Origin of the sequence: Pseudomonas sp. NPDC087803, from assembly GCF_044742995.1 — a bacterium.
Lineage (GTDB): Bacteria > Pseudomonadota > Gammaproteobacteria > Pseudomonadales > Pseudomonadaceae > Aquipseudomonas.
This window is the reverse complement of record NZ_JBIUVO010000009.1, coordinates 1-24,873: the sequence shown is the minus strand read 5'-3', so window position 1 is coordinate 24,873 and position 24,873 is coordinate 1. Positions and strand designations below refer to the sequence as shown.

General features: G+C 61.1%; 29 protein-coding genes and 1 pseudogene. 15 read left to right on the top strand and 15 right to left on the bottom strand.

All coding sequences use genetic code 11. The features are described from left to right. Window positions 1-48: 48 nt before the first annotated feature. Window positions 49-1,350, bottom strand: a complete 1,302-nt coding sequence (locus ACIOUG_RS08420; protein WP_401064278.1) for an NAD(P)/FAD-dependent oxidoreductase — start codon at window positions 1,348-1,350, stop codon at window positions 49-51. Window positions 1,351-1,510: 160 nt separating this feature from the next. On the opposite strand from ACIOUG_RS08420, the gene ACIOUG_RS08415 reads away from it, so the two are divergent. Beyond that, window positions 1,511-2,395, top strand: coding sequence for a LysR substrate-binding domain-containing protein (locus tag ACIOUG_RS08415; protein ID WP_401064275.1), 885 nt, complete (start codon window positions 1,511-1,513; stop codon window positions 2,393-2,395). Here ACIOUG_RS08415 and ACIOUG_RS08410 read toward each other — a convergent pair. After that, on the bottom strand, window positions 2,392-2,778 hold the full coding sequence (locus ACIOUG_RS08410; RefSeq protein WP_401064273.1) for a c-type cytochrome: 387 nt from the start codon (window positions 2,776-2,778) through the stop codon (window positions 2,392-2,394). The two genes, ACIOUG_RS08415 and ACIOUG_RS08410, sit on opposite strands and share 4 nt — an antisense overlap. Before the next feature lie 161 nt (window positions 2,779-2,939). Next, on the bottom strand, window positions 2,940-4,271 hold the full coding sequence (locus ACIOUG_RS08405) for a PLP-dependent aminotransferase family protein (RefSeq protein WP_401064270.1): 1,332 nt from the start codon (window positions 4,269-4,271) through the stop codon (window positions 2,940-2,942). 90 nt (window positions 4,272-4,361) lie between these two features. On the opposite strand from ACIOUG_RS08405, the gene ACIOUG_RS08400 reads away from it, so the two are divergent. Beyond that, window positions 4,362-5,255: a DMT family transporter gene (locus tag ACIOUG_RS08400; RefSeq protein ID WP_401064268.1), complete on the top strand. Its 894-nt coding sequence runs from the start codon at window positions 4,362-4,364 to the stop codon at window positions 5,253-5,255. 98 nt (window positions 5,256-5,353) lie between these two features. Here the strand turns inward: ACIOUG_RS08400 and ACIOUG_RS08395 are convergent, their stop codons facing one another. Beyond that, entirely contained in the window at window positions 5,354-6,799 is a 1,446-nt protein-coding gene (locus ACIOUG_RS08395) for a SulP family inorganic anion transporter (RefSeq protein WP_401064265.1), read from the bottom strand. A 156-nt stretch (window positions 6,800-6,955) separates the two neighbouring features. Between ACIOUG_RS08395 and ACIOUG_RS08390 the strand changes: the two genes are divergently transcribed. Continuing rightward, window positions 6,956-7,246 (top strand): hypothetical protein, encoded by a 291-nt coding sequence (locus tag ACIOUG_RS08390; RefSeq protein ID WP_401064262.1) that lies wholly within the window; start codon window positions 6,956-6,958, stop codon window positions 7,244-7,246. A gap of 84 nt (window positions 7,247-7,330) precedes the next feature. After that, entirely contained in the window at window positions 7,331-7,876 is a 546-nt protein-coding gene (locus ACIOUG_RS08385; protein ID WP_401064259.1) for a hypothetical protein, read from the top strand. Window positions 7,877-7,917: 41 nt separating this feature from the next. Here ACIOUG_RS08385 and ACIOUG_RS08380 read toward each other — a convergent pair whose 3' ends face one another. Both ACIOUG_RS08380 and ACIOUG_RS08375 read right to left on the bottom strand, forming a co-directional pair. Further along, window positions 7,918-8,553 (bottom strand): hypothetical protein, encoded by a 636-nt coding sequence (locus tag ACIOUG_RS08380; protein WP_123588268.1) that lies wholly within the window; start codon window positions 8,551-8,553, stop codon window positions 7,918-7,920. A 129-nt stretch (window positions 8,554-8,682) separates the two neighbouring features. Further along, entirely contained in the window at window positions 8,683-9,141 is a 459-nt protein-coding gene (locus ACIOUG_RS08375; protein WP_401064257.1) for a GNAT family N-acetyltransferase, read from the bottom strand. A gap of 143 nt (window positions 9,142-9,284) precedes the next feature. Here ACIOUG_RS08375 and ACIOUG_RS08370 point away from each other — a divergent pair, with 143 nt between their 5' ends. After that, window positions 9,285-9,926, top strand: coding sequence for a TetR/AcrR family transcriptional regulator (locus ACIOUG_RS08370; protein WP_258675007.1), 642 nt, complete (start codon window positions 9,285-9,287; stop codon window positions 9,924-9,926). A 196-nt stretch (window positions 9,927-10,122) separates the two neighbouring features. Here the strand turns inward: ACIOUG_RS08370 and ACIOUG_RS08365 are convergent, their stop codons facing one another. Together ACIOUG_RS08365 and ggt are read right to left on the bottom strand one after the other, a co-directional pair. Beyond that, window positions 10,123-10,656, bottom strand: coding sequence for a cysteine hydrolase family protein (locus ACIOUG_RS08365; protein ID WP_401064255.1), 534 nt, complete (start codon window positions 10,654-10,656; stop codon window positions 10,123-10,125). Window positions 10,657-10,722: 66 nt separating this feature from the next. Continuing rightward, the gene (gene ggt, locus ACIOUG_RS08360; protein ID WP_098968174.1) at window positions 10,723-12,450 is read right to left on the bottom strand and encodes a gamma-glutamyltransferase; all 1,728 of its coding nucleotides are present in this window, start codon (window positions 12,448-12,450) and stop codon (window positions 10,723-10,725) included. Window positions 12,451-12,602: 152 nt separating this feature from the next. Here ggt and ACIOUG_RS08355 point away from each other — a divergent pair, with 152 nt between their 5' ends. Next, entirely contained in the window at window positions 12,603-13,118 is a 516-nt protein-coding gene (locus ACIOUG_RS08355; RefSeq protein ID WP_401064252.1) for a methylated-DNA--[protein]-cysteine S-methyltransferase, read from the top strand. 127 nt (window positions 13,119-13,245) lie between these two features. Here ACIOUG_RS08355 and ACIOUG_RS08350 read toward each other — a convergent pair whose 3' ends face one another. The 4 genes and pseudogenes from ACIOUG_RS08350 to ACIOUG_RS08335 all read right to left on the bottom strand — a co-directional run bounded on the left by ACIOUG_RS08350 (window position 13,246) and on the right by ACIOUG_RS08335 (window position 16,326). Further along, on the bottom strand, window positions 13,246-13,836 hold the full coding sequence (locus ACIOUG_RS08350) for an NUDIX domain-containing protein (RefSeq protein ID WP_401064250.1): 591 nt from the start codon (window positions 13,834-13,836) through the stop codon (window positions 13,246-13,248). 153 nt (window positions 13,837-13,989) lie between these two features. Beyond that, a pseudogene (locus ACIOUG_RS08345) lies at window positions 13,990-14,991 on the bottom strand (chitinase); the annotation flags it as partial. 39 nt (window positions 14,992-15,030) lie between these two features. Next, the gene (locus ACIOUG_RS08340; protein WP_401064247.1) at window positions 15,031-15,666 is read right to left on the bottom strand and encodes a lytic polysaccharide monooxygenase auxiliary activity family 9 protein; all 636 of its coding nucleotides are present in this window, start codon (window positions 15,664-15,666) and stop codon (window positions 15,031-15,033) included. 222 nt (window positions 15,667-15,888) lie between these two features. Continuing rightward, entirely contained in the window at window positions 15,889-16,326 is a 438-nt protein-coding gene (locus tag ACIOUG_RS08335; RefSeq protein ID WP_003223870.1) for a hemerythrin domain-containing protein, read from the bottom strand. 147 nt (window positions 16,327-16,473) lie between these two features. Here ACIOUG_RS08335 and ACIOUG_RS08330 point away from each other — a divergent pair, with 147 nt between their 5' ends. After that, window positions 16,474-16,899, top strand: a complete 426-nt coding sequence (locus ACIOUG_RS08330; protein ID WP_401064245.1) for a GNAT family N-acetyltransferase — start codon at window positions 16,474-16,476, stop codon at window positions 16,897-16,899. A 110-nt stretch (window positions 16,900-17,009) separates the two neighbouring features. Here ACIOUG_RS08330 and ACIOUG_RS08325 read toward each other — a convergent pair whose 3' ends face one another. Continuing rightward, window positions 17,010-17,360 carry a hypothetical protein gene (locus ACIOUG_RS08325; RefSeq protein ID WP_401064242.1) on the bottom strand — a complete coding sequence of 117 codons (351 nt, stop codon included), beginning with the start codon at window positions 17,358-17,360 and terminating at the stop codon, window positions 17,010-17,012. Between the two features lie 133 nt (window positions 17,361-17,493). Between ACIOUG_RS08325 and ACIOUG_RS08320 the strand changes: the two genes are divergently transcribed. The 8 genes from ACIOUG_RS08320 to ACIOUG_RS08285 all read left to right on the top strand — a co-directional run bounded on the left by ACIOUG_RS08320 (window position 17,494) and on the right by ACIOUG_RS08285 (window position 22,258). Continuing rightward, window positions 17,494-17,823, top strand: coding sequence for a DUF6388 family protein (locus ACIOUG_RS08320; RefSeq protein ID WP_401064239.1), 330 nt, complete (start codon window positions 17,494-17,496; stop codon window positions 17,821-17,823). A gap of 25 nt (window positions 17,824-17,848) precedes the next feature. Next, the gene (locus tag ACIOUG_RS08315) at window positions 17,849-18,553 is read left to right on the top strand and encodes a YoaK family protein (protein ID WP_401064238.1); all 705 of its coding nucleotides are present in this window, start codon (window positions 17,849-17,851) and stop codon (window positions 18,551-18,553) included. Between the two features lie 238 nt (window positions 18,554-18,791). Then, entirely contained in the window at window positions 18,792-19,184 is a 393-nt protein-coding gene (tusD, locus tag ACIOUG_RS08310; RefSeq protein ID WP_027614682.1) for a sulfurtransferase complex subunit TusD, read from the top strand. Window position 19,185: 1 nt separating this feature from the next. Beyond that, entirely contained in the window at window positions 19,186-19,542 is a 357-nt protein-coding gene (gene tusC / locus ACIOUG_RS08305) for a sulfurtransferase complex subunit TusC (RefSeq protein ID WP_201138125.1), read from the top strand. Then, the gene (tusB, locus tag ACIOUG_RS08300; RefSeq protein ID WP_401064235.1) at window positions 19,542-19,835 is read left to right on the top strand and encodes a sulfurtransferase complex subunit TusB; all 294 of its coding nucleotides are present in this window, start codon (window positions 19,542-19,544) and stop codon (window positions 19,833-19,835) included. Before tusC ends, tusB begins: the two co-directional genes overlap by 1 nt. Then, entirely contained in the window at window positions 19,832-20,167 is a 336-nt protein-coding gene (locus tag ACIOUG_RS08295) for a TusE/DsrC/DsvC family sulfur relay protein (protein WP_401064233.1), read from the top strand. Before tusB ends, ACIOUG_RS08295 begins: the two co-directional genes overlap by 4 nt. Then, window positions 20,164-21,165, top strand: coding sequence for a glycosyl transferase family protein (locus ACIOUG_RS08290; protein WP_401064231.1), 1,002 nt, complete (start codon window positions 20,164-20,166; stop codon window positions 21,163-21,165). The genes ACIOUG_RS08295 and ACIOUG_RS08290 overlap by 4 nt, the downstream gene beginning before the upstream one ends. Window positions 21,166-21,256: 91 nt before the next feature. Then, the gene (locus ACIOUG_RS08285) at window positions 21,257-22,258 is read left to right on the top strand and encodes a glutathione S-transferase family protein (RefSeq protein WP_401064228.1); all 1,002 of its coding nucleotides are present in this window, start codon (window positions 21,257-21,259) and stop codon (window positions 22,256-22,258) included. Window positions 22,259-22,375: 117 nt separating this feature from the next. On the opposite strand, the gene cysG is transcribed toward ACIOUG_RS08285, so the two are convergent. Beyond that, window positions 22,376-23,770 carry a siroheme synthase CysG gene (gene cysG, locus ACIOUG_RS08280; protein ID WP_401064226.1) on the bottom strand — a complete coding sequence of 465 codons (1,395 nt, stop codon included), beginning with the start codon at window positions 23,768-23,770 and terminating at the stop codon, window positions 22,376-22,378. Then, window positions 23,771-24,873: serine--tRNA ligase (serS, locus tag ACIOUG_RS08275; protein ID WP_401064223.1), on the bottom strand; the 1,103-nt coding region annotated here is incomplete at its 5' end.

The window sequence follows — 24,873 nt, the reverse complement described above, 5'->3', positions numbered from 1 at the left end:
CTGTCACCTGTGTTGAGTGGCTTTTGTTGTTGTGCGGTAGGCGAAACTTCAGATTTCTGTTCTGGCCCTGACGGCCTCCACGCGCATGCGCAGCATGGCACCGATGTCGAAAAAAGGTCGCGGTGGGAGCCAACCGGGTTCGGCCCGTTGCATCACCGATTGCAGCAACGGTGAATCGACGCCGGACGCCAGTTCCGCCAGCAAGCGGCCCCACAGCGTGCCGCGCGCCACCCCGGAACCGTTGCAACCGGCGACGGCAAACACGCCCTCTTCCACCTTCTGAAAAAATGCCTGACCACTGCGGGTCGCGCTCAAATGGCCGGTCCAGGTGTACTGGATGTCTTGCGCGCCGAGGAACGGGAAGCGTCGTTGCAGACCACGGACATGATGTTCACGGCGCAGCAGCAATTGGCTTTCGGATAAATCGCGGGTGCGGTATTCGGCGGTGTTGCGGATCATCACCCGGCGGTCCGGGGTCAGGCGCACCGTGGCGCCCAGCGGCCGGGTCGAGAGCACGCCCCACGGCTCGACGGCGCCGATGGCCTTGAATTCCTCATCGCTGAGCGGCCGGGTGAGGCTGGCGCTGAGTTCCATCGGGAAGGTCGCGCTGTCATGAATGCCGACCCGGGGAATGAATGCGTTCAGACACACCAGCACCCGCTTGGCCTCGACGCTGCCACCCACCGCGTTGGCTCGCAGCCGGCCGTGGCTGATGCGCTCCAGACTGCTGATGTCGGTGTGCTCGTAAACGCTGATATTGCCCGGTAGCGCATTGAGCAGGCCCTTCACGTATTTGCCCGGTTGCAACAACGCATTGCCGTTGCCGCACCAGATCCCCGCCGCGTAGTGCCGGGTGCCGAGTTTCTGCGCCAGCGCATCGCCCTGGAGAAATTCTGCGCGGGCACCGAGGGCGCGCAAGGTCGCCAGTTTGGCGTCGACCTGGCTGAGCTTGGCGGCGTCGCTGACGGCAAAGAAATAGCCGTTGTCGCGAAAGTCGCAATCAATGGCATGTTGCGCGATGGCCTGACGCACCGCGTCGCTGGCGGCACGGGAAATCGCCGTGTCGATGTCGAACCCGGCAAAGCCTGGCGCGCCGATCAATTCACTGTCGGCTGGATGTTCGTGGGCCACGACGAACCCCGAGTTACGCGCCGAAGCGCCCTGCGCCGCACGCTGGCGGTCAACCACCACGATCCGTGCCTGCGGGTGCAGGTGTGCCAGGTTGTGCGCGGCGCTGAGGCCGGTGATGCCAGCGCCGATAACCAGCCAATCGGCTTTCTGCGCACCGCTCAGACGACCGCGCTCCGGCGAGCTGCCGGCCTGGGCGATCCAGCCACATACGTTTTCCATTGCTGACCTCATTCGACTGTCGTTGCACGGCTTGCCTTTCACCTCTGCTCATGCGTGAATCGCATGGAGAAAACGCAAAATTCGCCGCCAGAGCTAAAATCTATAAGGTCTTGGCCGGCCCAACCAGCGTTATAAAATCATCGAGCCATTCTGAAAACGCATGGATAAAATCCGCCACGTGCCCTCCCTGCAAGCCATGCAGACGCTGGTTGAAGTCGCCCGTTGCGCCAGCTTCACCCAAGCCGCGCAACAGCTGTGCCTGACCCAAAGCGCGGTGAGCCGGCAGATCCAGCAACTGGAAAGCCACTTCAGCGTTGCGCTGTTCATCAGGACCAGCCGCAGCCTGCGCCTGACCGCGGAAGGCGAACAGGTACTGGCCAGCGCCGTCAGCATTCTTGAACAACTGAAAACCCTCGAAGAACGCCTTGTTCCGCAGCTACGCCCGTTCCGCATTCGCATGCATGTGTCACTGGCGGTGCGCTGGCTGCTGCCCAGACTAAACGACTTCTACCTCAGCCACCCCGAGGTCTCGCTGGCGATAGAAACCGTCGCTACAGAGGTGGTGGAACCGGCCAGTGACAGCGACGCCTACATTCTTTACTTGCCGCAGCCAAACCATGACGCGGATTGCCTGACGCTGTTCGAGGAAACGCTGGTGCCCGTCTGTTCGCCCAACCTGGCAAACGCGCCGCACTCGGTCGAAGACTTGCTGGGGTTCGCCTTGCTGCATCGCTCTGCCGATCGCCAGGCCTGGATTGAATGGCTGGCGGCCAACGGCGGCAAGCCGCTGGAAAGTTACCGGCACATTCCGTTCAACCTCGATGAACTGGCACTGGATGCGGCGGCGCGAGGCCTGGGCGTGGCGGTGACCGACATGACGCTCGCGGCAGAGTCCATCGAGCGCGGAGTGTTGGTGGTGCCGTTCGGACCACCGCTGAAGACGGGTGGAATTTACGCGCTGTGCCTGCAACCGGCGGCGGCTTCGCAGCCGGCATGCGCAATGGTCATGCAGTGGTTTGCCGCGCAGGCCGAAAAAACTCTTTAGTTGGCGAATTGCTGCAGATACGCCAGCAAGTTATCGATTTTCTGCTCGTCACTCAGCCCCCAGAAAATCATTCGCGTGCCTGGCACCACGCCCTTGGGGTCCTTCAGATACGCGGTCAGCGTTTCGCGATCCCAAGTCTTGCCGGAATTTTTCATCGCGTCGGAATACACGTAATTGGCCGAAGTCCCGGCCGGTCGACCGATGATGCCGTTGAGTTGCGGGCCGAACCCGGGGCGCGCATCCGGCCCGACCTGATGGCAGCCGCCGCACAGTCGCGGAAAGATCTTTTCACCGGCGGCGGGATCGCCGGCGGCGTGGGTGGTCGAGCTGAACAAAACGGCGGTGGCGGTCAAGACAAGAAGCAATGCAGCGGTGTTTTTCATCGGGCGTTCCAGAACGGTGTGATGCAAATGAGGCAAGGCTATCACTTTGTGGCGAGGGAGCTTGCTCCCGCTGATCCATGCAGCAGGCTCACCGTAGGGGGTGCTTCGCACCCAGCGGGAGCAAGCTCCCTCGCCACAGGGGTATTTCACAGCAGGTGTTTTTACAGATAAGCGCCGATGACCTTTCTGACGGTGATCAATGCCTGACGCAAGACATCCAGCGGCACCGACCCCAGCGCCAGCCGAATCGCATGCGGCACATGTGTCGACACCGCGAACGGCTCGGCGGTGGTCACCGAAATCTGCCGGTGCATCAATTCCACCACCATCTGATCGGCGCGCACGTCTTCCGGCAGCGGCAGCCACAAAAAATAGGAGGATGGATGACCGATGCAAGTCAGCCCTCGCAGCAACTCGGCGGCGAGGGCTTGCCGGGCCTTGGCGTCGTCGCGTTTCTGTTGCTCCAGCAGAGTGACGGTGCCGTCGTCGAGCCAGCCGCAAGCCATCGCGGTCATCACCCCGGGGGTGTTCCAGGTGGTGGCACGAATGATGCGCTCCAGCGCCGGCACCGTGTGCAGCGGCGCGGCGATGAAACCGACGCGCAGCCCAGTGGCAATGTTCTTCGAGAGTCCCGACACGTACACCGTGCGCTCCGGTGCCAGATCGACCAAGGTACGCGGTGGGTTTTCCACCAGAAAGGCGTAGGCTGCGTCTTCGATGAGCGTCAGATCATGGCGGCGGGCGAGCGCGACCAATTGCTCGCGCTGTTCGATCGGCGTCACCCAACCCAGAGGATTGTGCAGGGTCGGCATGCTGTATACGGCCCGCACCGAGCGGCTTCGACAAAGTTTTTCCAGCGCCGCCAAGTCCGGCCCGTGATCACCGGGCGGGATCGCCACCACTTCCAGATGCAGCGCTTCGGCCAGCACCTTGAAGCCGGAATAGGTCAGTGCGTCCGCTGCAATCACATCGCCGGGTTTGAGCAAGGCCATCAGCGTCACCGCCAACCCTTGCTGGGCACCGTTGACGATCAGCACTTGCGCGGCATCGACCTGCACTCCGCGATCCAGCAAATGCCGCGCAATCGAGGCGCGCTCATGCTGGCGCCCGGCGTGGGGCTGATACCGCAGCAGGGCTTCCAGATCACCGGACAGTGCCAGTTGACGCAGCGCCGTACGCAACAGATCGGCCTGACCGGGCAGCGACGGATAGTTGAAATTGAGGTCGATCATGCCGACCGCCACGTCTTTCTGGTCGATGCCCTGCCCCGGCGCCAGCGAGGTTTCGCGGACAAACGTCCCGCGTCCGGTTTCGCCGCTGACCAGTCCCATCGCCTCAAGCTCGGCGTACACCCGCGACGCGGTGACCAGCGCCAAGCCAGCACTGGCCGCCAGTTCCCGGTGGGTGGGCAGGCGCGTTCCGGGCGCCAGACGCCCAGCGCGAATGTCCGCGGCATAGGCATCGACGAGGGTCTTGTAGCGCGAGCGTGGCATGCCGGATGTATCCATGACAATTATTTGATTGTGCTGATTCTCAGCCCCAGGATGACTCGAAAGCAACCCATCTTTTGAGCGTGACCCTGTATGGAACGGACGTCGAACCTGGTTAACCCGACCGAGGAAAAAACCAGCGGCTGGATCAATGGCTTTATTGGCGTGGTGATTTTCAGCGGATCATTACCAGCCACGCGTCTGGCGGTGCTGGAATTCGATCCGGTGTTTCTCACCGTGGCGCGCGCGGCCATTGCCGGCGTGTTGGCAGTGGTTCTGTTGTGGCTGTTTCGCGAAAGGCGTCCGACACGCGATCAGTGGTGGTCGTTGTTGATTGTGGCGTTGGGTGTGGTGCTGGGTTTTCCCCTACTGACGGCATTGGCACTGCAACACGTAACGTCGGCACATTCGATTGTGTTTGTCGGATTACTGCCACTGGCGACGGCGATTTTTGCCGTGCTACGTGGCGGCGAGCGCCCGCGACCGGTGTTCTGGATGTTCTCGATTCTCGGCAGCTCGCTGGTCGTTGGCTTCGCCCTCTCGCAGGGCCTGACCACCTCGCCCGCCGGCGACCTGCTGATGCTCGCGGCGATTCTGGCCTGCGGCCTGGGTTATGCCGAAGGCGCGAAACTGTCGCGAGTCCTGGGCGGCTGGCAGGTGATCTGCTGGGCGCTGGTGTTGTCGCTGCCGGTGATGGCGTTGCTCAGCCTGTGGCTGGCGCCCGCCTCGTTCAACCACATCAGCCTGTCGGCCTGGATGTGCCTGGCCTATGTGGCGCTGTTCAGCATGCTGATCGGCTTCGTGTTCTGGTATCGCGGCCTGGCTCAGGGCGGGACTGCGGCAGTCGGGCAACTGCAATTGCTGCAACCGTTTTTCGGTCTGGCGCTGGCGGCGACGTTGCTGCATGAACAGGTGAGTGTCGGCATGCTGGTGGTGACGCTGGGCGTCATTCTCTGCGTAGCCGGAGCGAAGAAGTTCGCCCGATAACCCGACCGCCTCTGTAGGAGCTGCCGCAGGCTGCGATCTTTTGATCTTTTAATAGACAAGATCAACAGATCGCAGCCTGCGGCAGCTCCTACAGGGGGTCAGTGGTGTTCGACGCCCGCGCGCTTGAGCAGCTTTTTGCAGCGCTCGGACAGATGAAACACTTGCAGTTCCTTGCCGGCCTTGGCGTAACGCTCACGCAAGGTCTTCAACGCGGCGATCGCCGAGTAATCGACAAAACTCAAATGCCGGCAATCCAGGGTCACCCGGGCCGGGTCATTGGCCGGGTTGAACTGGTTGAGGAACGGCGTGGTCGAGGCGAAAAACAGCGTGCCGTGCAGGCGATAGAGTTTGCTGCCGTCGGCTTCCAGATGCTCATCGGCGTACAACTCGCGGGCCTGCTGCCAGGCGAAATTCAGCGCGGCGATGATGATCCCGCACAGCACGGCGGTGGCCAGATCGGTGAACACGGTGATGCTGGTCACGGCGATGATCACCAGCACATCGTTGAGCGGCACTTTGTTCAACACCCGCAACGAGGCCCAGGCGAAGGTTTGCTGCGAGACCACGAACATCACCCCCACCAGCGCCGCCAGCGGAATGCGCTCGATCAGCGGCGACAGAAACAGGATGAACAGCAGAATCAGCACCCCCGCCACCACACCGGACAACCGCCCACGGCCGCCGGAGCTGAGGTTGATCACGGTCTGGCCGATCATCGCGCAACCACCCATGCCACCGAACGCGCCGGAGACCATGTTCGCCGCGCCCAGCGCTACACATTCGCGATCCGGGTAGCCACGGGTTTCGGTGATTTCGTCGGTAAGGTTCAGCGTCAGCAAAGTTTCCAGCAGACCGACCAACGCCATCAGAATCGCGTACGGGGCGATGATCCGCAGGGTTTCCAGCGTCCACGGGATGTCCGGCAGCGCGAAGCTCGGCAGGCCGCCGGCGATGTGCGCCATGTCGCCGAGGGTGCGCGTCGGCAGGCCGCACAGGTAGACCAGCAGGCCCACGCCGAGGATCGCCACCAGTGCCGGTGGGACCGCGCGGGTCAGGCGCGGCAGAATGTAGACGATGGCCATGGTCAGCAACACCAGCCCGGTCATCAGGTACAACGGCGTGCCGCTGAGCCAGTGTTCGCCGCTCTTGAAATGCTCCAGTTGCGCCAGCGCAATGATGATCGCCAGGCCGTTGACGAAGCCGAGCATCACCGGGTGCGGCACCATGCGCACCAGTTTGCCCAGGCGCAGCAGCCCGAACGCCATCATGATCAGCCCGCCGAGCAACACCGTTGCCAGCAGGTATTGCACGCCGTGCTGCACCACCAGCGCGACGATCACCACCGCCATCGAACCCGCCGCCCCCGAGACCATTCCCGGCCGCCCGCCGAACAGCGCAGTCAGCGTACAAATGATGAAGGCGCCGTACAGGCCCATCAGCGGATTGAGATGCGCCACCAGCGCGAACGCAATGCATTCGGGCAACAGGGCGAACGAGGTGGTGAGTCCGGCCAGGACATCGGCGCGCAGACGTTGTGGTTTCATGGCTTACCTGACTGACGGCCGACGAGCGCGGCCGCTGATGTTCGTAAAAAAGTGGGGGCGGATGTTACGGAATTGTCCGGGATCGGGCCAGTGATCGCTGACACCCGTCGCCGCGCGAATTATCCTGACGCGCTTGTGCCTCCACCGAGTTTGACCATGACTGCATTGCTGACCGCCCGCGACGTTTGCCAGCGCTTGCGCGAGGCTGCGCTGGGTGTGCTGATGTTCAACAGATTAGAGGCGCCCGGTGATGCCGGACTGGTTGCGGTCGATATCGAGGGCTGGCGCCTGTTGCTGGATGTTGAAGGTGGGCGCTTGCATCACTGTGAACATTGCCACGCCCCGGATGGCCGTGAATGGCATTTCAACAGCCGTTACGGCACCGACCCGGTGAATCTGCTCAGTACCTGGGAACTGGCGCAGATCGAGAATCTGCTGAAGCACTGAGCGCTTCACGGGCGAAGTCGGTTGCTCAATGATGGCACTCTGCCCATAATTCGCCCCCCTTTATTCCTCACGCAAGGAAACGCCGTGAAAAAGTCTCTGTTGTTGATCCCGATGCTGGCAGTGCTGCTGCAAGGTTGTGGCATGACCATGACCCGCTATGAGCCGAGCTTCGAAAATGTTCAGAAGCTCAAGCAGACCCCGCCCCTGCACGCGATCAACAATCCGCAGGTAACTGCCGAGTCCGGCGAAGGTTCGCTGACCGTGCGGGCCAACCCGGTGCGCTCGCCGTCCGGCAGCATCCCGGCGCACATCCAGGACGCGATCACTGAAGAACTGCGCAAGGCCGGCCTGCTTGATCCGCAAGCCCAGCGTCAGCTGAAAGTGCTGGTGGTGAAAAACAATCTGTCGGCCGGCATGGGCACAGGCGAAGGCCAACTCGCGGCACGCTTCACCCTGCTCAACGGCCAGAATGTGGTTTACGATGCGACCAAGAATGTCAGCAGCCAGTGGAGCAGCAGCTTCTTCGGTTTCATTGCGATTCCGAATGCGGTCAATGCCTATAACCCGATGCTGCGCGATCTGCTGAAGGAACTGTACAGCGATCCGCAGTTCATCCAGGCCCTGAAGTAAGGGCAAAAAAAGAGCCGCAATTGCGGCTCTTTTTTTTGGCATCAAGCCCGCGGAGTGCGGGTCTCGAGTGCCGAGTATTTCAGGTTGTTATTGTCGATCATCTGCTTGAGCAGCGCGTTGACCTGACGGGCGAAGGTGTCGTTGACCGCGGCCTTCGGAGTGTTGCCCATCAGCGGAATGAACCAGATACCGATCCAGGTACCGACCGCATCATGGTTGCTCGCAGTGGTCAGGGCCTGGCCTGTTCCGTCCACGGCTTCGAGGCTCATGGTGTATTGATCGGTGCCGTACGCCGGGATCACCCCGAGGCTGAAACCACTGATGAAACCCAGCACCATCGAACCGGCATTCGGCGGATGGTTGTACATTTTCAGACGCAGGCTGTAGTCGCCCGGCTGCTTCTGGAACTCGTCCAGGGTGACGCGGCCGAACAGGCCCGAATCGGTCAGAATTTTTTGCAGCTCAGGTTTGAGCTGATCTCGCGCTTGCGGCACTTCTACGGCCGAAGTGCTTTTCGGCTCGCCCTGATAGAAGTCGAAGTCCACATACACGTTCGGTTTATTCGCGTAGCTGGCCATCGATGGCAGCTTGACCGGCGCGACTTCGTCTTTGGTGAAACTGGCACAACCACCGAGCGCAAGCACCAGGCCCAGCGCCAGGATTTTCCCGAATTGCATGTTGTCTTCCCTATGTGAACCGAGCCAAATGATAGCAATGAGCCTCCATTGCGGAGGCCGGGCGGATTCTAGAGAGAGCGCTCGCTTGAGGAAAGGCTGAAGCGGAAAATTTACACAGAAATATTCGGATCAGCCCTGCCGCAAATCGAGCATGTAGGTGTAGTAACCGGTATCACGTACGTAACCCAGCGATTCATACAAACCCTGCGCCGTGACGTTGTCGGTGGCGGTTTCCAGCACCAGCCCTTTGGCGCCGGTTTGCACGGCAAAGTCCCGCGCGGTGTTCATCAGCAACCGTCCGACGCCACAACCACGGGCGGCGGGCGCGGTGAACAAATCGCTGAGCAACCAGGTGCGATGGGCATCAATCGAGGAAAACGTCGGATACAGCTGCACGAAACCCAGCGCTTCGGCGTTCTCATCCTGGGCGAGAAAAATTGCCGACTCGTCGGCGGCCATGCGCTCGGCGATGAACGCACGCGACTGCGCCAGATTCGACGGCTGCTGATAGAAACCGCGATAGGCGTCGAATAGTTTTGCCACCGCCTCCAAATCAGCCGCCGTAGCGCGCAGTGCCTTGATGGCCATGCTCCCTCCCCCCGTTTTGTTGATTATCGAACCAGCATAGCGCTCTCGAACGAGTTAGCTGGCCTCATCGCTATATAGTTTTGTATATTGCGAAACCGAATTTGCCAGTATCCGCCCATGCCATTCATTCACATCGTGTTCCCATGAGCGCCATTCGCGTACGCAACGAGCAACTGATCCTCGCCGCCGCCAGCGAAGAGTTTGCCGCCAACGGCTTCGACGCCACCCAGACCCGCGACATCGCCGCCCGTGCCGGCGTGCCCAAGGCCAACCTGTATTACTACTTCCAGACCAAGGAAAACCTCTATTCCAAGGTCCTGCTGGGATTCGTCGAACCGCTGCTGGAAGCCTCGGCAGCGCTGCGTGAAAGCGACGACCCCATGATCGGCCTGCGCGCCTACGTCGCCGCGCGCATCCGTATCGCCCGTGAACACCCGGCCATCGCCAAGGTCTTCAGCGGCGAACTGCTGCTCGGCGGACGCCAGTTGCCGGACGAGTGCCGCGACCTGCTGCACGCCGAAGCCCGGCGCAACGTCGACTGCCTGCGCAGCTGGATCGACCGCGGCCTGCTGGCACCGGTAGACCCGGAGCACCTGATGCTGTTCATCTGGTCCGCGACCCGCACCTACACCAACATTGGTTGGCAAATGGGCTGCATCACCGGACGCGAAGTGCCGCAGGATGAGGATTACGCGACGGCAGCCGAGACCATTACGCGGTTGGTGCTGGAGGGCGTCGTGGCCCCGCGGGTTGGGGCGATTCGTGGGGTTTTGTTTGCGACTTGAGGTGTGAGGGCAGCTACGCAGCCCGGCGCGAGCAAGCTCGCTCGCCACAGGGGATTTGTGCTGGACATGGAATCCGTGAACACCATCAATCAATGTGGGAGCGGGCTTGCTCGCGAAGGCGTCGGATCAGCCCACACATGCGTCACAGGCCCACCGCTTTCGCGAGCAAGCCCGCTCCCACAGGGTATTCGCTGGTTTAGAGAATGATGTCGGCTGCGGGTTTGACATCGACCCGGGCCGTGGCGCCGGTCAGATGGGCCAGATCCTTGTTGTGTTCGGCGATGATGTCTTCGGCGCTCATGTTGCCGTTGTCGAGGGTGGTATGGGCGTCTGCAGCGAGGACCACGTCGTAGCCCAGTTCATGGGCCTTGCGCACGGTGGCGTTGACGCAGTAGTCGGTCTGCAGGCCGCAGATGATCAGGCGTTCGAAGTCTTCGCTGGGCAGCAGTTTGCCCAGGTCGGTCTGGTAGAACGCGTCCGGGGTGGTTTTGCGTACGCGCAGGTCTTGCGCTGTGGTCAGCAGGCCGCCGGCGAGTTGCCAACCTTCGGCACCGTACGCCAGTGGGCTGTCCGTTTCTTCATGCTGAACCAGCACCACCGGCACACCGGCTGCGCGCGCGCGAGTGCTGAGCTGGTTAATGGTGTCGATGACGCGGTAAATATCGAAGCATTGGTATTGGCCCGAGCAGAGCGCGTGCTGGACGTCGATGATCAGCAATGCAGTAGACATGAGGGTCTTCCTTGATCGTTCCTCGAGACAGGGGCGAACCTGAGTCCGCCCCCTTTTTTACGCCTCTCAGTAGCCCAGTGACAACCCGGTGTTGCGCCGTGGATCGTTGGCCCCGTAGAAACGGTTCTTGCCCACCGGTTTACCGCCCAGCGACGGCGCGCCGACCAGAATCGCGGCGATGTGGTTGGCATCCTGCGGACCGGCAAACTTGTGGCCCCAGCTTTCGAGGATTTTCTTCGTGTCGGGGCTGGCGGCGAAGTCTTCGAGATTGGTCTCTTCCGGCATCCATTGCTGGTGGAAGCGTGGTGCGTCGACTGCTTCCTGCAGGCCCATGCCGTAGTCGATGACATTGAGCATGGTCAGCAAGGTCGCGGTGATGATGCGGCTGCCACCCGGGGTGCCGACCACCATCACCACTTTGCCGTCCTTGGTGACGATGGTCGGGCTCATCGACGACAGCGGGGTCTTGCCCGGAGCGATGGCATTGGCCTCGCCCTGCACCAGACCGTACATGTTCGGCACGCCGACCTTGGAGGTGAAGTCGTCCATCTCGTCATTGAGGATCACCCCGGTCTTGCTCGCCATTACTCCGGCGCCGAACCAGTCGTTGAGGGTGTAAGTCACCGACACCGCGTTGCCCCACTTGTCGACGATCGAATAATGCGTGGTGTTATTGCCTTCATGCGGCGCGACGCCGGGTTTCAGCTCGGCGGAGATCCCGGCCTTCTGCGGCTGGATCGCGTTGCGCAGCTTGGTCGCGTAGTTCTTGTCCAGCAGATGCTCGATCGGATTCTTCACAAAATCCGGGTCACCCAGATAGCTGTTGCGATCCACGTAAGCGTGGCGCATCGCTTCGATCTGGTAGTGCATGCCCTGGGCCGAGTGGAAGCCCAGATCCTTCATCGGATAGCCTTCGAGGATGTTCATGATCTCGCAAATCACCACGCCGCCGGAGCTTGGCGGTGGCGCCGAGACCACGTGGTAGCCACGGTAATCGCACTCCACCGGGGCCAGTTCGCGGGTCTTGTATTTGTCGAGGTCGGCCTGAGTGATGATGCCCTTGTTGGCCTGACTGGACGTGACGATGGCGTCGGCCACCCAGCCCTTATAGAAGCCGTCAGCGCCTTTTTCGGAAATGGTGCGCAGGGTTTTCGCCAGGTCCTTCTGCACCAGTTTCTGCCCGACCTGCATCGGCTCGCCGTTGTGCAGGAAGATCGAACCGGAATCGCGCATGTCTTTCTTGAACACATCGGTGGCGTAGTCCAGCAGATCAACGTCGCCCTGCTCCAGCTCAAAGCCGTCTTCCGCCAGTTTGATCGCCGGGGCGATCATTTCCTTGCGCGGTTTGGTGCCGTACTTGCTCAGCGCCAGCTCCATGCCCGACACGGTGCCCGGTACCGCCACGGCGAGGTGGCCACGGGTGCTCAGATCCGGAACGACGTTGCCGTCCTTGTCCAGATACATGTTGGCGGTTGCCGCCAGCGGGGCTTTTTCGCGGAAGTCGAGGAAGGTCTTGCGCCCGTCCGCCAGTTGAATGGTCATGAAACCGCCACCACCGAGGTTGCCCGCTGCGGGATACACCACCGCCAGCGCATAGCCCACGGCGACTGCCGCATCCACCGCGTTACCGCCGTTTTTCAACACATCGACGCCGACATGGGAAGCCAGGTGTTGGGCGGTGACCACCATGCCGTTCTCGGCGGCGACCGGGGCCACGGAAGCGGCGTGGGCCATGAGGCAGCTCAGTGCCAGTGAAGTCGCTATCAGCGTTTTGGCCAAAGGTTCGTACTTCATGAGTCGATCTCTTTTTTTGTTATTGGATTCTGTGCAGGACAGAAGGGAACGCGTCAAAAGCAACAAGCAGTATGGTCGCTATTGCGATTTGCGCCTCCCCGGCCAGGCAGTATGCTGGGCGCTGTTGCCGCGCCGATCCGGAGTGTTTCCCCATGTCCTACACGTTCATCACCTTGCCCTCACCGGTCGGCGAATTGAAGCTGGTCGCGAACGGCTCACGACTGGCGGCCATCCTCTGGGAAAACGACAAACCCAATCGCGTGCGCCTGGGGGCGATGACCGAAGATCCAGACAACCCGCTGCTGCAAAAAACCGCGCAGCAGCTTGAAGAATATTTTGCCGGCAAGCGTGATCGCTTCGACCTGGAGCTGGATTTTGTCGGCACCGACTTTCAGAAAAAGGTCTGGGCGGCGCTGCTGACGATTCCGTTTGGCGAAACCCGCACCTACCGCCAGATCGCCGAGCAGATCGGTAATCCGAGCGCCGTGCGTGCGGTGGGAGCGGCGAATGGGCGCAATCCGATTTCGATTGTGGCGCCGTGTCATCGAGTGATTGGCGCGTCGGGGAAATTGACCGGGTTTGCGGGCGGGCTGGAGGCCAAGGAGCGGTTGCTGGTGCTGGAGGGGGGTGACTGGTCGGATGTCGGTAGAACAGGCGACCTGTTTTAATCCTGTAAATGCCATTGTGTGGCGAGGGAGCTTGCTCCCGCTCCAGTGCGTAGCACTGGCAAAAACCTGGGGCCGCTGCGCAACCCAGCGGGAGCAAGCTCCCTCGCCACAATGAATTGGCGCTGAATCAGGTGTTGAACAGGTTATTCATCGCCGCATACTGCAACAGCATGATGGTCTTGGCGTCGCAGATCTCACCACGGAGGAACGCCGCCAGTGCTTCATCGAAGCCCCACTCCAGCACTTCCAGCTCTTCGGTTTCTTCTTCCAGGCCGCCACCCTCACTGACCTTCGACTTTGCGTCGTACTCGGCAATGAAGAAGTGCAGTTTCTCGGTCACCGAACCGGGGCTCATGTAAGCCTCGAAGACCTTTTTCACGTCGTGCACGCGGTAGCCGGTTTCCTCTTCGGCCTCGTCGCGAATCCGCTGTTCCGGCGCCGCGCCTTCCAGCAGCCCCGCCGCCACTTCGATCAACAAGCCGTCGTGACCATTGACAAACACCGGCAAACGGAATTGGCGGGTCAGCACCACCGTGCGCTGGGCGCGGTTGAACAACAGGATCGCCGCACCATTGCCACGGTCGTAGACCTCGCGCGTCTGCCGCTGCCAGTCGCCGTTGTTACGCAGGTAGTCAAAGGTGATTTTCTGCAACAGGTACCAGTCGTGGGACAACACCTCAGTGTCGACAATGTTGACCCGCTCGGCTGTCTTGGTCATGACGCCTGATCCTTGTGTCATCGGAAAACGCCCATAGTCAGTTAATCGCGCGCACAAAAAAAGCCCGGCAGCGCTACCGGGCTTCTTTATTTGCGATTAACGGGCGAGGCGCGACAACGCTTCATCCGTTTCCTGCACCGCTGCTCCGGCGCCGTGAATCAGCGGCCCATAACGCCGGCTGAATTCCCAGTTGTACGGCACGCGGTCCTTGCTGACGCCATTGTCCCAGTTCACCGACCAGGTCATCAGGCCCTTGATCGGCAGCCCTTTGATCGCCAGACGTTTGAGCGCGTTGCCCACTGCGGTGCCGTCGATCACATAACCGGTGGCAGCCGCATCGACGTTGGTCGGCAGGCCGATGACGAATTTATCCGCCGGAATTTTGGTGAAGCCCCGGGTACCGGTCACCAGACTTTCGGTCAGGTAATAGAGGAAATCCTCTTTCAGCGCATCGTTGTTCTGCGCGATCCATGCACCATTGCCATTGTTGGCTTCCGGCACCCAGACCCCGTCGCCGCCCTGGTTGTAGAACTGCGGCGCGATGAAGTCGTAATAGCCTTCCAGTGCCTGCAGGTAACCGACGTATTTGCCGTTGGTGGTCAGGTACGGAAACTCCGGGGCCATGCTGATGATGAAGTGCTTGCCCTGGCCTGCGTAGTGATCCTTGACCAGTTTCAGCGCGGCTGGCAGCACGGTCTTGTTGGCAGCGAAATCAATCGCGCTCTGTTCAAGATCGATGTCCAACCCATCGAAGCCGTAGGTTTCCACCAGACGGATGATTTCATTGGCCAGCGGTTGTTCCTGCCCGCTGCGCAACTCGATGTGCGCATCGGCGCCTCCCAGGGACAGCAGCACCGCCCGCCCCTGGCTGTTGAGCACGCCGACCTGACGCCGGAACTCGGCATCGGAGACGTTGTACGGCTTGAAGGTCGGAATCCCGCTGCCCTTCATGAACGCCACCGCGACCACGTTGTATTCCTTGGGCACCGCTTCCAGCGCAATTTCGGCGAAGCGGCCCTGACGGTAGCCGTCACTCGGACCTGCGGGCCAGTTGTGCCAGAAACCCATGAGAATCTTCTTGCCGGCGATGCTCGGCATCAGCGAGGCAGCATCGGCGGCCTGACTGTGCATTAACGAAAAGTCGATATTTGACATGTTCTAATCCTTCAGAACCTGCAGTTAACGGTTGCCGACTTATTTGAAGTCGACGTCGAACGCTTGGTAGAAAGCGTTGCCGGTGTTGGCGACGATCCACATCAGCACGATGACGTGACGGCCCTTTTTGTTGGCCGGCAGTGTCACCGCATGATTGACCTTGGCCTTCAATTCCCCCGGATAGCTGTAATACGGCACTTGAGTGTAGAAGTCTTCGGCGAAAGGCTGCGCCTCGAGTTGTGCACGGGAAATACGCTGTTTCGGATCCCAGCCATCCTTGGTGATCATCCAGCGATAGCCACGGGTGGTGTGCGGCGCAGTGTATTCCCACTTCACTTCGAGCGTCTGGCCCGGGGTGACATTGAGCAGCGGCCAGTTGAACGGACGGTTGAGCTTCTTGCTCATTTCCTCGTCAGTGAAGTTCACGCAGTCACGGGCATCGGTCTTGCCGCCGCTGAGAATGTAACCATCGGCGGGCGGCGTGACGCTGTCACTGTCGCTGCCATACGGCGCAGGAAAAGGCCCTGCCGCCAGCGCCGGGAAGTTCTTGCCGCCCTCCATTTCGTTGACCTGCCAGGCACCGAGCAATCCTTGCTCAATGGCTACCGCACCGCGGCTGGCGGGAGAGGTGACGCGACCGTGTCGCAGTTGGGTTTGAGCTTGTGGTTGGTTCATGTTTTTCACTCCGTTGATTTAAGAACTCTCCTGTCCGAGGAGAGGCCTTCAAGCTAACGGAGGTGTTTTTTTTGTCCATCGGCGGTTTTGTCGCAGGCCACCAGCGTCCCAAGCGAAAAGTGCCGAAAATACTGGATGGATATCCAGTCAATTGCGACAACACCCACCTGACGCATGGCCAAAGGCCTACACGCCGACACAGCAAAAACCTGCATTCACCGCTTACTCGAGCTGTGCCTGGTATTCCTTTTCGTATTGCCCGGCGAGCTGTTCCTTTTGCTTGTCGTCGAGCAACTTGCCAGCCATCTGGAAAAACTTCTGCTCCTCTTCCTTGAGATGGTGATGAACCTTGTCCGAAAGCTTTTTCGCGGTGGCCAGCCAGGCCGGGCTGGACATCTCGGTCTCGTCCAGTTCTTCCATCATCTCGTCCATTTCATGGTGCTCGGAGATGGCATGGCGACTGAGGTCGACACCATTGTCGAACTCCATCAGCGGGATGTAGAAGTGGCGTTCTTCAGCAGTTTCATGGGCCTGCAACTCGGCTTTGAGCTGTTTGTAGGCTTCAACCCGCTCCGGCGTATCACCGCTGGTTTCAACCAAGGCTTTGGCATAGCTGCGCTGACGGTCATGGCTTTCGCGAAGGGCTTCGAAAATATTCATGGGGGGTCCTCATCAACCGCGTTCGAAATGACGCTGTAAAGGCTAGACCCCGGCGCATCAGCGACGGTTCCAAAGGGTTGCGCAAGGACTTGGAAAGCGCCCACCGGGCAGGATAGGCTGCGGGCTCACCTCACAAGGAAGTTGCACATGACGTTGCGAATCGAGCTGTCGCAGAACCCTACGGAAGAACAGCGCAAAGCCATTCTCGAGCCGTTGATTGCGTACAACGACGCCCAGACCGGTGGCTCCAAATCCGAGCCCTTTGCCCTGCTGGTGCGCGATGAACACGACGCGATTCTCGGCGGCTTGTATGGCCGGGTGATTTTTACCTGGATGTACATTGAGTTGCTGTGCGTCCCGGAACAGGGTCGCGGGCAACGCATCGGCTCGGAACTGATGGCCATGGCGGAAAATCTGGCCAGAGAGAAGAACTGCCTGGGCATCTGGCTCGACACCTTCGATTTTCAGGCGCCGGAGTTTTACAAGAAGCTGGGATTCAGCCAGTTTGGCGAGATCGTTGATTACCCGCCGGGGCATAGTCGGCATTATTTCCAGAAGCGTCTGATCGGTTGAATTCATTGGCCCCATCGCGAGCAGGCTCACTCCTACAGGATCGGTGGCAAACACAAATCCAGTGTGGGAGCCAGCCTGCTGGCGATGGCGGCAGCCGCTTCAGTGCAATATCAGAGACAGGTCGCCAGCCCCGCCAATCGGCGCTTGGCAACAAAATCATCTTTCTGCGCGTAGTAATTGAGCACGGTCCCCGAGGCATCGCTGGTCACGTCGACAAACGACTCCGCCGAGCGGGTATACACCGTCGAGCCGCCCTTCTTGCCCGGTTGCAGATACGCGCCGGCGTCCACGCCAAACACCGCTTCGTCCTGCCAGGCGAATTGCACGCACTGGGCCACGACTTTCTCGGGTTTGTTCGAGGTCAGAACCTTGTAAGGGGCTTTGGTGCGAGAATCGTCCATCACCGAACCCGCGCAGCCAGCCAGCACGGTCGCCGCCAGCGCTACCATCAGAATTCGCATTGCATTCGCTCATTCAGAAAAAAGCGGACTGTATCACCGCAACAGGCAAAATCGTTCTGCTTTACTGCATTTATAGCGCGACACGCACCGGCCGCTCCGGCACCCTAGGTCATCAGCCTCACAAGGAACACACATGGCGCCCACCGACCAGCGACATGAACAAGCCCTGAAACTGTTTCTCGAAGCGCGCCCCGAACTGCGCGAATCCCTCGATCATCTCAATCCGCTGCTGGCCCAGGCCAAGGGCGAAACCCCGGCGCAATATCGTGAAGAACGCCTGCACGAAGCCTTCGAGGCCGAGGCGGAGCATCAAGGCCTGTTCGCCTGGGAACTGACCTTGCTCCTGACCGCGGCAACGCCCGAGGACTATCAGGCCCAGCGCATGGAGGTGCACCGCGAGGTGGCGGAAATGGCGCACATGAGCTGGGCGGATTACTGCGATCTGTATGGGCTGGAACAGTAACCACTGCGCAAGGATATCGTCACCGATGCTGCCTTCGACCTCGACTCACCGCGCCACGTCCGGGCATCTGCATCGGCAGAAATGGCGTGGCCGCATCGGTCTGGCACTGGTGGCCAGTCTGTCAGTGCTGGCCGGCATGACCGACGCGATCGGCTTCATGGCCAGCGGCGATTTCGTGTCGTTCATGAGCGGCAACACAACGCGCCTGGCGGTGGCGATCAGTGACGGCGATCTCGGGCTGACGTTGCGCCTGATCATCCTCGTCTTCACCTTCGTGATCGGTAATGCCTTGGGGATCGTGATCGGGCGCCTCGGTGGTCGGCGCACATTGCCCCTGTTGCTGTGCATCGCCACCCTGCTCTGCCTGGCGGCCGCCTGGCCGTACGACACGCAACTGCCGGCGCTGCTGGCGGCGATCATCGCGATGGGCATGCTCAATGCGGCGGTCGAGGAAGTGAATGGTCTGCCGGTCGGCCTGACTTACGTGACCGGAGCGCTGTCGCGGTTCGGCCGTGGACTGGGGCGCTGGATGCTCGGCGAACGCCGTAACGGCTGGCGGGTGCAACTGGTGCCATGGAGCGGGATGTTCATCGGCGCGATTCTCGGCGCGGTGCTGGAACAGCATTTCGGACTTAGGGCATTGTTCGCCAGCGGCTTGCTGGCTGTCGGGCTGGGTGTGCTGTCCTTGAGCATTCCGCGTCGCTGGCAACTGGGCTATATGCCCCGCTGATTGAGGCCTCACTCAAATCCCCTGTAGGAGCTGTCGAGTGAAACGAGGCTGCGATCTCTTGATCTTGCTTGTAAAGATCAAAAGATCGCAGCGTGCCGCAGCTCCTACATGGATTTGCGCTGTGACCGGTAGCTGCAGGCGGACAGTTATTCCTGAGCAATCGGTGTGTGCAACTTGGGTTTCGCGGCGGCCTCGATAAAGCTTTATCATGGCCGCAGTTTTGCTGATCGAGTCCGTCATGAAGTTCGCCATCGCGCTGTTTTCCGCCGCCCATGCGCCCTCCTCGCGCCGTGCCCTGCTGTTTGCCCAGGCTGCACTGGCCGGCGGGCATGAGATTGTCCGGCTGTTTTTCTATCAAGACGGCGTGTACAACGCCTCGGACGCGGTGGTCACCCCGCAGGACGAACTGGACCTGCCCAAACAGTGGCGCGCGTTCATCAGCGAGCAGCAACTGGACGGCGTGGTTTGCATCGCCGCCGCCCTGCGCCGTGGTGTGCTGAATGACGAAGAAGCCAAGCGCTATCAGCGTGATGCCGTCGCGGTCAGCGCGCCGTGGGAATTGTCCGGCCTCGGCCAGTTGCACGATGCAGTGCAGGACGCCGACCGTTTGATCTGTTTCGGAGGCGCGTGAAATGGCCAAATCCCTGTTGATCATCAGCCGCCAGTCGCCGTGGTCCGGCCCCGGTGCCCGCGAAGCACTGGACATCGTCCTGGCCGGCGGCGCGTTCGATCTGCCGATCGGCCTGCTGTTTCTCGATGATGGCGTGCTGCAACTGGCCGCTGGACAGAACGCCAAGGCCCTGCAACAGAAAGACCTCAGCGCCAACCTGCAGGCGCTGCCGATGTTCGGCGTTGAAGAACTGTTCTACTGCACCGACAGCGCCAGCGCTCGTGGCCTGAGCGCGCTGTCGCTGGACGAAGCGCAGCCGCTCGCTGCCAGCGAAATCACCGCCCTTATTGACCGTTACGACCAGGTGATCACCCTCTGATGTCGACTTTGCATGTGTTGTCTCATTCCCCGTTCGGCGATGCTCGCCTGAGCAGTTGCCTGCGCGTGATCGGCGCTGCCGACGCCTTGCTGTTATCCGGTGACGCGGTCTACGCCCTGCAATCGGGCACCGCGCCGTTCAACACGCTGAACGAATGCCGAGTCAAGCTGTTCGCCCTCGCCGAAGACCTGCAGGCCCGTGCCATCGTGGCTCCCGACTGGGCCGAAGCCATCGACTACCCGGCGTTCGTCGAACTGTCGATCCACCACGACAAGGTCAACAGCTGGCTATGAACTCCATGACTGTCGGCGCCCGCGACATCGAACTGGACAAGGACGGCTTTCTGCTCGATCTCGACGACTGGTCCCATGACGTCGCCAGCGCCCTAGCCGCCGCTGAAGACATCGAACTGACCGCCGAACATTGGGAAGTCCTCGAACTGCTGCGCAGCTTCTACGCGGAATTCCAGCTGTCGCCGGCCACCCGCCCGCTGATCAAGTACACCGCACTCAAACTCGGCCCGGACAAAGGCAACAGCCTGCATCTGAATCGACTGTTCAAAGGCACCCCTGCCAAACTCGCCGCGAAACTGGCGGGCCTGCCCAAACCGACGAATTGCTTATGACCGACTTTCCAGCGCTGACTCTCGAAACGCCCGCCGAGCACCCATTCGCCCAATTCGTGCGGATCCTCGGCAAGGGCAAGCGCGGCGCCCGCGACCTGACCCGTGAAGAAGCGCGGGAGGCGATGGGCATGGTGCTCGACGACAAAGTCGAAGACACCCAGCTCGGCGCCTTTCTGATGCTGCTGCGGCACAAGGAAGAAAGCGCCGAGGAAATGGCCGGTTTCACCGAAGCCTTGCGCGAGCGCCTGTCAGCACCAACGCTGAACGTCGATGTGGACTGGCCGACCTACGCCGGCAAGAAACGCCATCTGCCGTGGTACCTGTTGTCGGCCAAGTGCCTGGCGCAAAACGGCGTGCGGATTTTCATGCACGGCGGCGGCGCGCACACCGCCGGGCGTCTGTACACCGAACAACTGCTTGGCGAGCTGAACATCCCGCTGTGCCGCACCTGGCAGCAGGTCGGCAGCGCGCTGGACAACGGCGGTCTGGCGTTCATGCCGCTGATGGACTGGGCGCCGCAGTTGCAGAAGATGATCGACCTGCGCAACACCATGGGCCTGCGTTCGCCGATCCATTCGCTGGCACGGATTCTCAATCCGCTGCACGCGCGTTGTGGCCTGCAAAGCATTTTCCACCCGGGCTATCAAGCGGTGCATCGCGAGGCCAGCGGTCTGCTCGGCGACACGGCGATCGTGGTCAAGGGCGATGGCGGCGAAATCGAGATCAACCCGGATGCCGACAGCCACCTCTATGGCACCACAGGCGGCGAGAGCTGGGACGAGGAATGGCCGCAACTGTCGAGCCAGCGCCACGTCAAACCGGCCTCGCTGGATGTCGAGCATTTGAAAGCGGTTTGGCGCGGCGAGGTGGTCGACAGCTATCCGCAGATGGCCCTGATTTCGACCATGGCCCTGGCCCTGCGTGGTCTCGGCCAAAGCCGCGAGCAAGCGTTCGAAACGGCCGAGCAGTACTGGGCGGCGCGCAACAAATCGATTTAACCGATCATCAACGCCCGTTTTTTGCGCTTTTTGTTCGAACTCATCGGAATAGACTCGGCTCCAACGCTTATTGGATACAGGAGTCTTGATCATGGGTTTACTCGTCGACGGCCACTGGCAGGACAAGTGGTACGAAAGCAGCAAGGACGGCGCGTTCCAGCGCGAACAGGCGCAGCGCCGCCACTGGGTCACCGCTGACGGCCGGCCCGGGCCGAGCGGTGAAGGCGGTTTCGCCGCCGAAGCCGGACGCTATCACCTCTACGTTTCCCTCGCCTGTCCCTGGGCGCACCGCACGCTGATCCTGCGCAAGCTCAAAGGTCTGGAAAGCCTGATCGACGTGTCCGTGGTCAGTTGGCTGATGCTGGAAAACGGCTGGACCTTCGACAAGGCCCTTGGCTCGACCGGCGACAAACTCGATCATTTCGACTTCATGCACCAGCGCTATACCGCCGACACGCCGGACTACACCGGCCGCGTCACGGTGCCGGTACTCTGGGACAAAAAGCTCAAGCGCATCGTGAGTAATGAGTCGGCGGAAATCATCCGCATGTTCAACAGCGCCTTCGATGGCTTGACTGGCAACGCGCTGGATTTCTACCCGGCGCCATTACGCGGCGAGATCGATGCACTGAACGACCGGATTTATCCGGCGGTGAACAACGGTGTGTATCGCGCCGGCTTCGCCACCTCGCAACAGGCTTATGAACAAGCCTTCGATGAAGTATTTGCCGAGCTGGATCATCTGGAGCGGGTGCTGGGCGCCAATCGCTATCTGACCGGTGAATACCTGACCGAGGCCGATGTGCGACTGTTCACCACGATGATTCGCTTCGATGCGGTGTATCACGGGCACTTCAAGTGCAATCTGCGGCGGATTGCCGATTATCCGAACCTGTCGAACTGGCTGCGTGAGCTGTATCAGTGGCCGGGGATTGCCGAGACGGTGGATTTTCAGCACATCAAGAATCACTACTACGGTAGCCACAAGACCATCAATCCGACGGGGATTGTGCCGAAGGGGCCGAAGCAGGATTTCAGAATCGCGCATGACCGGGAGCGCCTGAGCGGGAAAGGGGTCTGGCGGCGGGGTTAATGGATTCGGTGTTTTTGAGGGCCTCTTCGCGAGCAAGCCCGCTCCCACAGGTGATTTGTGCAGGACACAGATCCAATGTGGGAGCGGGCTTGCTCGCGAATGAGGACAACTCGGTTTTCAGACTTGCGCCTGTGCCCCTTCAAACCACGCCAGTTTCTCGCGCAGCTGCACCACTTCACCGACGATCACCAGGGTCGGCGCATGCACTTCATGCTCCGCCACCAATCGTGGCAGATCGGCCAGCGTGCCGGTGAAGACCCGCTGATTGACTGTGGTGCCCTGCTGAATCAACGCCGCCGGAGTGTCCGCCGAACGACCATGCTTGATCAGTTGTTCGCAGATGACCGGCAAGCCCACCAGGCCCATATAGAACACCAGCGTCTGCGCCGGGGCGACGAGGTCGGACCATGGCAGATCAGTGGAACCGTCCTTCAGGTGACCGGTGACGAAGCGCACCGACTGCGCATAATCACGATGGGTCAGCGGAATCCCGGCATACGCCGCGCAACCGCTGGCCGCCGTGATGCCCGGCACCACCTGGAACGGAATTCCATGGGCTGCCAGTTCCTCGATCTCTTCACCGCCGCGACCGAAGATGAACGGATCACCGCCCTTCAAGCGCACCACGCGTTTGCCGGCCTTGGCCAGATCCACCAGTTGCTGGTTGATCTGATCCTGCGGCACCGCATGATCAGCGCGACGCTTGCCGACGTAGACGCGCTCGGCATCGCGACGGCACAGCTCAAGAATCGCCGGAGCGACCAAGCGGTCGTACAGCACCACATCAGCTTGCTGCATCAGGCGCAGGGCACGGAAGGTCAGCAGATCCGGATCACCCGGCCCCGCCCCCACCAGATACACCTCACCGGTGGTGATGGTCGCTTCGCCATCAATCTTGGCCTGCAACAGACGTTCGGCCTCGCTGCCCTGCCCGGCCAGTTGCCGATCGGCAATCGGGCCCTGAAACACGTCTTCCCAGAAACCACGACGCTGCTGCACATCCGGAAACAGGTTTTTCACCTGATTACGGAAACGTGCGGCCAGTCCAGCCAATTGGCCATAAGTTGAGGGAATCCAGGTTTCGATCTTGGCGCGAATCAGCCGCGCCAGCACCGGCGCATCGCCGCCGCTGGACACTGCAATGATCAGCGGCGAGCGATCGACGATTGCCGGGAAGATCACGCTGCACAGCTGCGGCGCATCGACCACATTGACCGGCACGCAACGCCGATGGGCATCGCTGGAGACTTGGGCGTTGAGCGTTTCGTCGTCGGTGGCGGCGATGATCAAGCCGCAACCGTCCAGATCCGTTTCCACGTAACCACGCAGCAGGCACTCGCCACCGCTGGCGCTGACCAGGTCGCGCAGTTGCGCTTCGATTTCAGGTGCGACCACCCGCAGCAGCGCACCGGCATCGGCCAGCAGGCGGGATTTGCGCAAGGCAATTTCCCCCCCGCCGACGACCAACACACGACTGCCGCGCAGGTTGTGAAACAGCGGCAGATATTTCATTTAGCCGATGACCTCAAGGCCACCCATGTACGGCTTCAGTACGTCCGGCACGCGGATCGAACCGTCGGCCTGCTGGTAGTTTTCCAGCACCGCCACCAGCGTACGACCGACCGCCAGGCCGGAACCGTTGAGGGTGTGCACCAGCTCAGGCTTGCCGGTTTCCGGGTTGCGGAAACGCGCCTGCATGCGGCGGGCCTGGAAGTCGCCGCAGTTGGAGCACGACGAGATTTCGCGGTACTTGTCCTGGCTCGGAATCCACACTTCGAGGTCGTAGGTCTTCACGGCGCTGAAGCCCATGTCGCCGGTGCACAGCGCCAGGGTGCGGTAAGGCAGACCCAGCAGTTGCAGGACTTTCTCGGCGTTGGCGGTCAGGCCTTCCAGCGCTTCCATCGAAGTCGACGGCTCGACGATCTGGACCATTTCAACTTTGTCGAACTGGTGCTGACGGATCATCCCGCGGGTGTCGCGACCCGACGCACCGGCTTCGCTGCGGAAGCACGGAGTGTGCGCGACGAACTTGATCGGCAGCAGTTTCGAGTCGACGATTTCACCGGCAACAATGTTGGTCAACGACACTTCGGCGGTCGGAATCAGGTACAGATCGGCTTCGCCTTCGCGAGCGATCTTGAACAGGTCTTCTTCGAACTTCGGCAGTTGACCGGTGCCTTGCAGCGCCGGAGCCTGAACCAGATAAGGCGTGTAGGCCTCTTCGTAGCCATGCTCGTTGACGTGCAGGTTGATCATGAACTGCGCCAGGGCGCGGTGCAGACGGGCGATCGGGCCGCGCAGCAGGGCGAAACGGGCGCCGGACAGCTTGGCGGCGGTTTCGAAATCCAGCCAGCCGAACTTCTCGCCCAGTGCAACGTGGTCCTTGACCTCGAAATCAAACTGCGTCGGCGTGCCCCAGCGGCGCACTTCGACGTTGTCGTCTTCGTCTTTACCGACCGGTACCGATTCGTGCGGCAGGTTGGGGATGCCCAACAGGATCGAGTCCAGTTCGGTCTGGATCGCGTCCAGCTCGACTTTACCGGCACTCAGCTCGCCCGCCATGCGCTCGACGTCCGCCATCAGCGGCGCGATGTCTTCGCCGCGCTGCTTGGCCT

Excerpts from the sequence above, each read along its gene's own strand:
- ACIOUG_RS08415 (WP_401064275.1), top strand. The coding sequence starts at position 1,511 with ATGGATAAAATCCGCCACGTGCCCTCCCTGCAAGCCATGCAGACGCTG.
- ggt (WP_098968174.1), bottom strand. The coding sequence starts at position 12,450 with ATGAAGTACGAACCTTTGGCCAAAACGCTGATAGCGACTTCACTGGCA.
- ACIOUG_RS08365 (WP_401064255.1), bottom strand. The coding sequence starts at position 10,656 with ATGTCTACTGCATTGCTGATCATCGACGTCCAGCACGCGCTCTGCTCG.
- ACIOUG_RS08395 (WP_401064265.1), bottom strand. The coding sequence starts at position 6,799 with ATGAAACCACAACGTCTGCGCGCCGATGTCCTGGCCGGACTCACCACC.
- ACIOUG_RS08295 (WP_401064233.1), top strand. The coding sequence starts at position 19,832 with ATGAACTCCATGACTGTCGGCGCCCGCGACATCGAACTGGACAAGGAC.
- ACIOUG_RS08320 (WP_401064239.1), top strand. The coding sequence starts at position 17,494 with ATGGCGCCCACCGACCAGCGACATGAACAAGCCCTGAAACTGTTTCTC.
- ACIOUG_RS08405 (WP_401064270.1), bottom strand. The coding sequence starts at position 4,271 with ATGCCACGCTCGCGCTACAAGACCCTCGTCGATGCCTATGCCGCGGAC.
- ACIOUG_RS08355 (WP_401064252.1), top strand. The coding sequence starts at position 12,603 with ATGTCCTACACGTTCATCACCTTGCCCTCACCGGTCGGCGAATTGAAG.
- ACIOUG_RS08315 (WP_401064238.1), top strand. The coding sequence starts at position 17,849 with ATGCTGCCTTCGACCTCGACTCACCGCGCCACGTCCGGGCATCTGCAT.
- ACIOUG_RS08325 (WP_401064242.1), bottom strand. The coding sequence starts at position 17,360 with ATGCGAATTCTGATGGTAGCGCTGGCGGCGACCGTGCTGGCTGGCTGC.
- ACIOUG_RS08380 (WP_123588268.1), bottom strand. The coding sequence starts at position 8,553 with ATGCAATTCGGGAAAATCCTGGCGCTGGGCCTGGTGCTTGCGCTCGGT.
- ACIOUG_RS08410 (WP_401064273.1), bottom strand. The coding sequence starts at position 2,778 with ATGAAAAACACCGCTGCATTGCTTCTTGTCTTGACCGCCACCGCCGTT.
- ACIOUG_RS08375 (WP_401064257.1), bottom strand. The coding sequence starts at position 9,141 with ATGGCCATCAAGGCACTGCGCGCTACGGCGGCTGATTTGGAGGCGGTG.
- cysG (WP_401064226.1), bottom strand. The coding sequence starts at position 23,770 with ATGAAATATCTGCCGCTGTTTCACAACCTGCGCGGCAGTCGTGTGTTG.
- ACIOUG_RS08350 (WP_401064250.1), bottom strand. The coding sequence starts at position 13,836 with ATGACCAAGACAGCCGAGCGGGTCAACATTGTCGACACTGAGGTGTTG.
- ACIOUG_RS08370 (WP_258675007.1), top strand. The coding sequence starts at position 9,285 with ATGAGCGCCATTCGCGTACGCAACGAGCAACTGATCCTCGCCGCCGCC.
- ACIOUG_RS08420 (WP_401064278.1), bottom strand. The coding sequence starts at position 1,350 with ATGGAAAACGTATGTGGCTGGATCGCCCAGGCCGGCAGCTCGCCGGAG.
- ACIOUG_RS08290 (WP_401064231.1), top strand. The coding sequence starts at position 20,164 with ATGACCGACTTTCCAGCGCTGACTCTCGAAACGCCCGCCGAGCACCCA.
- ACIOUG_RS08390 (WP_401064262.1), top strand. The coding sequence starts at position 6,956 with ATGACTGCATTGCTGACCGCCCGCGACGTTTGCCAGCGCTTGCGCGAG.
- ACIOUG_RS08400 (WP_401064268.1), top strand. The coding sequence starts at position 4,362 with ATGGAACGGACGTCGAACCTGGTTAACCCGACCGAGGAAAAAACCAGC.
- tusC (WP_201138125.1), top strand. The coding sequence starts at position 19,186 with ATGGCCAAATCCCTGTTGATCATCAGCCGCCAGTCGCCGTGGTCCGGC.
- ACIOUG_RS08330 (WP_401064245.1), top strand. The coding sequence starts at position 16,474 with ATGACGTTGCGAATCGAGCTGTCGCAGAACCCTACGGAAGAACAGCGC.
- ACIOUG_RS08285 (WP_401064228.1), top strand. The coding sequence starts at position 21,257 with ATGGGTTTACTCGTCGACGGCCACTGGCAGGACAAGTGGTACGAAAGC.
- tusD (WP_027614682.1), top strand. The coding sequence starts at position 18,792 with ATGAAGTTCGCCATCGCGCTGTTTTCCGCCGCCCATGCGCCCTCCTCG.
- tusB (WP_401064235.1), top strand. The coding sequence starts at position 19,542 with ATGTCGACTTTGCATGTGTTGTCTCATTCCCCGTTCGGCGATGCTCGC.
- ACIOUG_RS08335 (WP_003223870.1), bottom strand. The coding sequence starts at position 16,326 with ATGAATATTTTCGAAGCCCTTCGCGAAAGCCATGACCGTCAGCGCAGC.
- ACIOUG_RS08340 (WP_401064247.1), bottom strand. The coding sequence starts at position 15,666 with ATGAACCAACCACAAGCTCAAACCCAACTGCGACACGGTCGCGTCACC.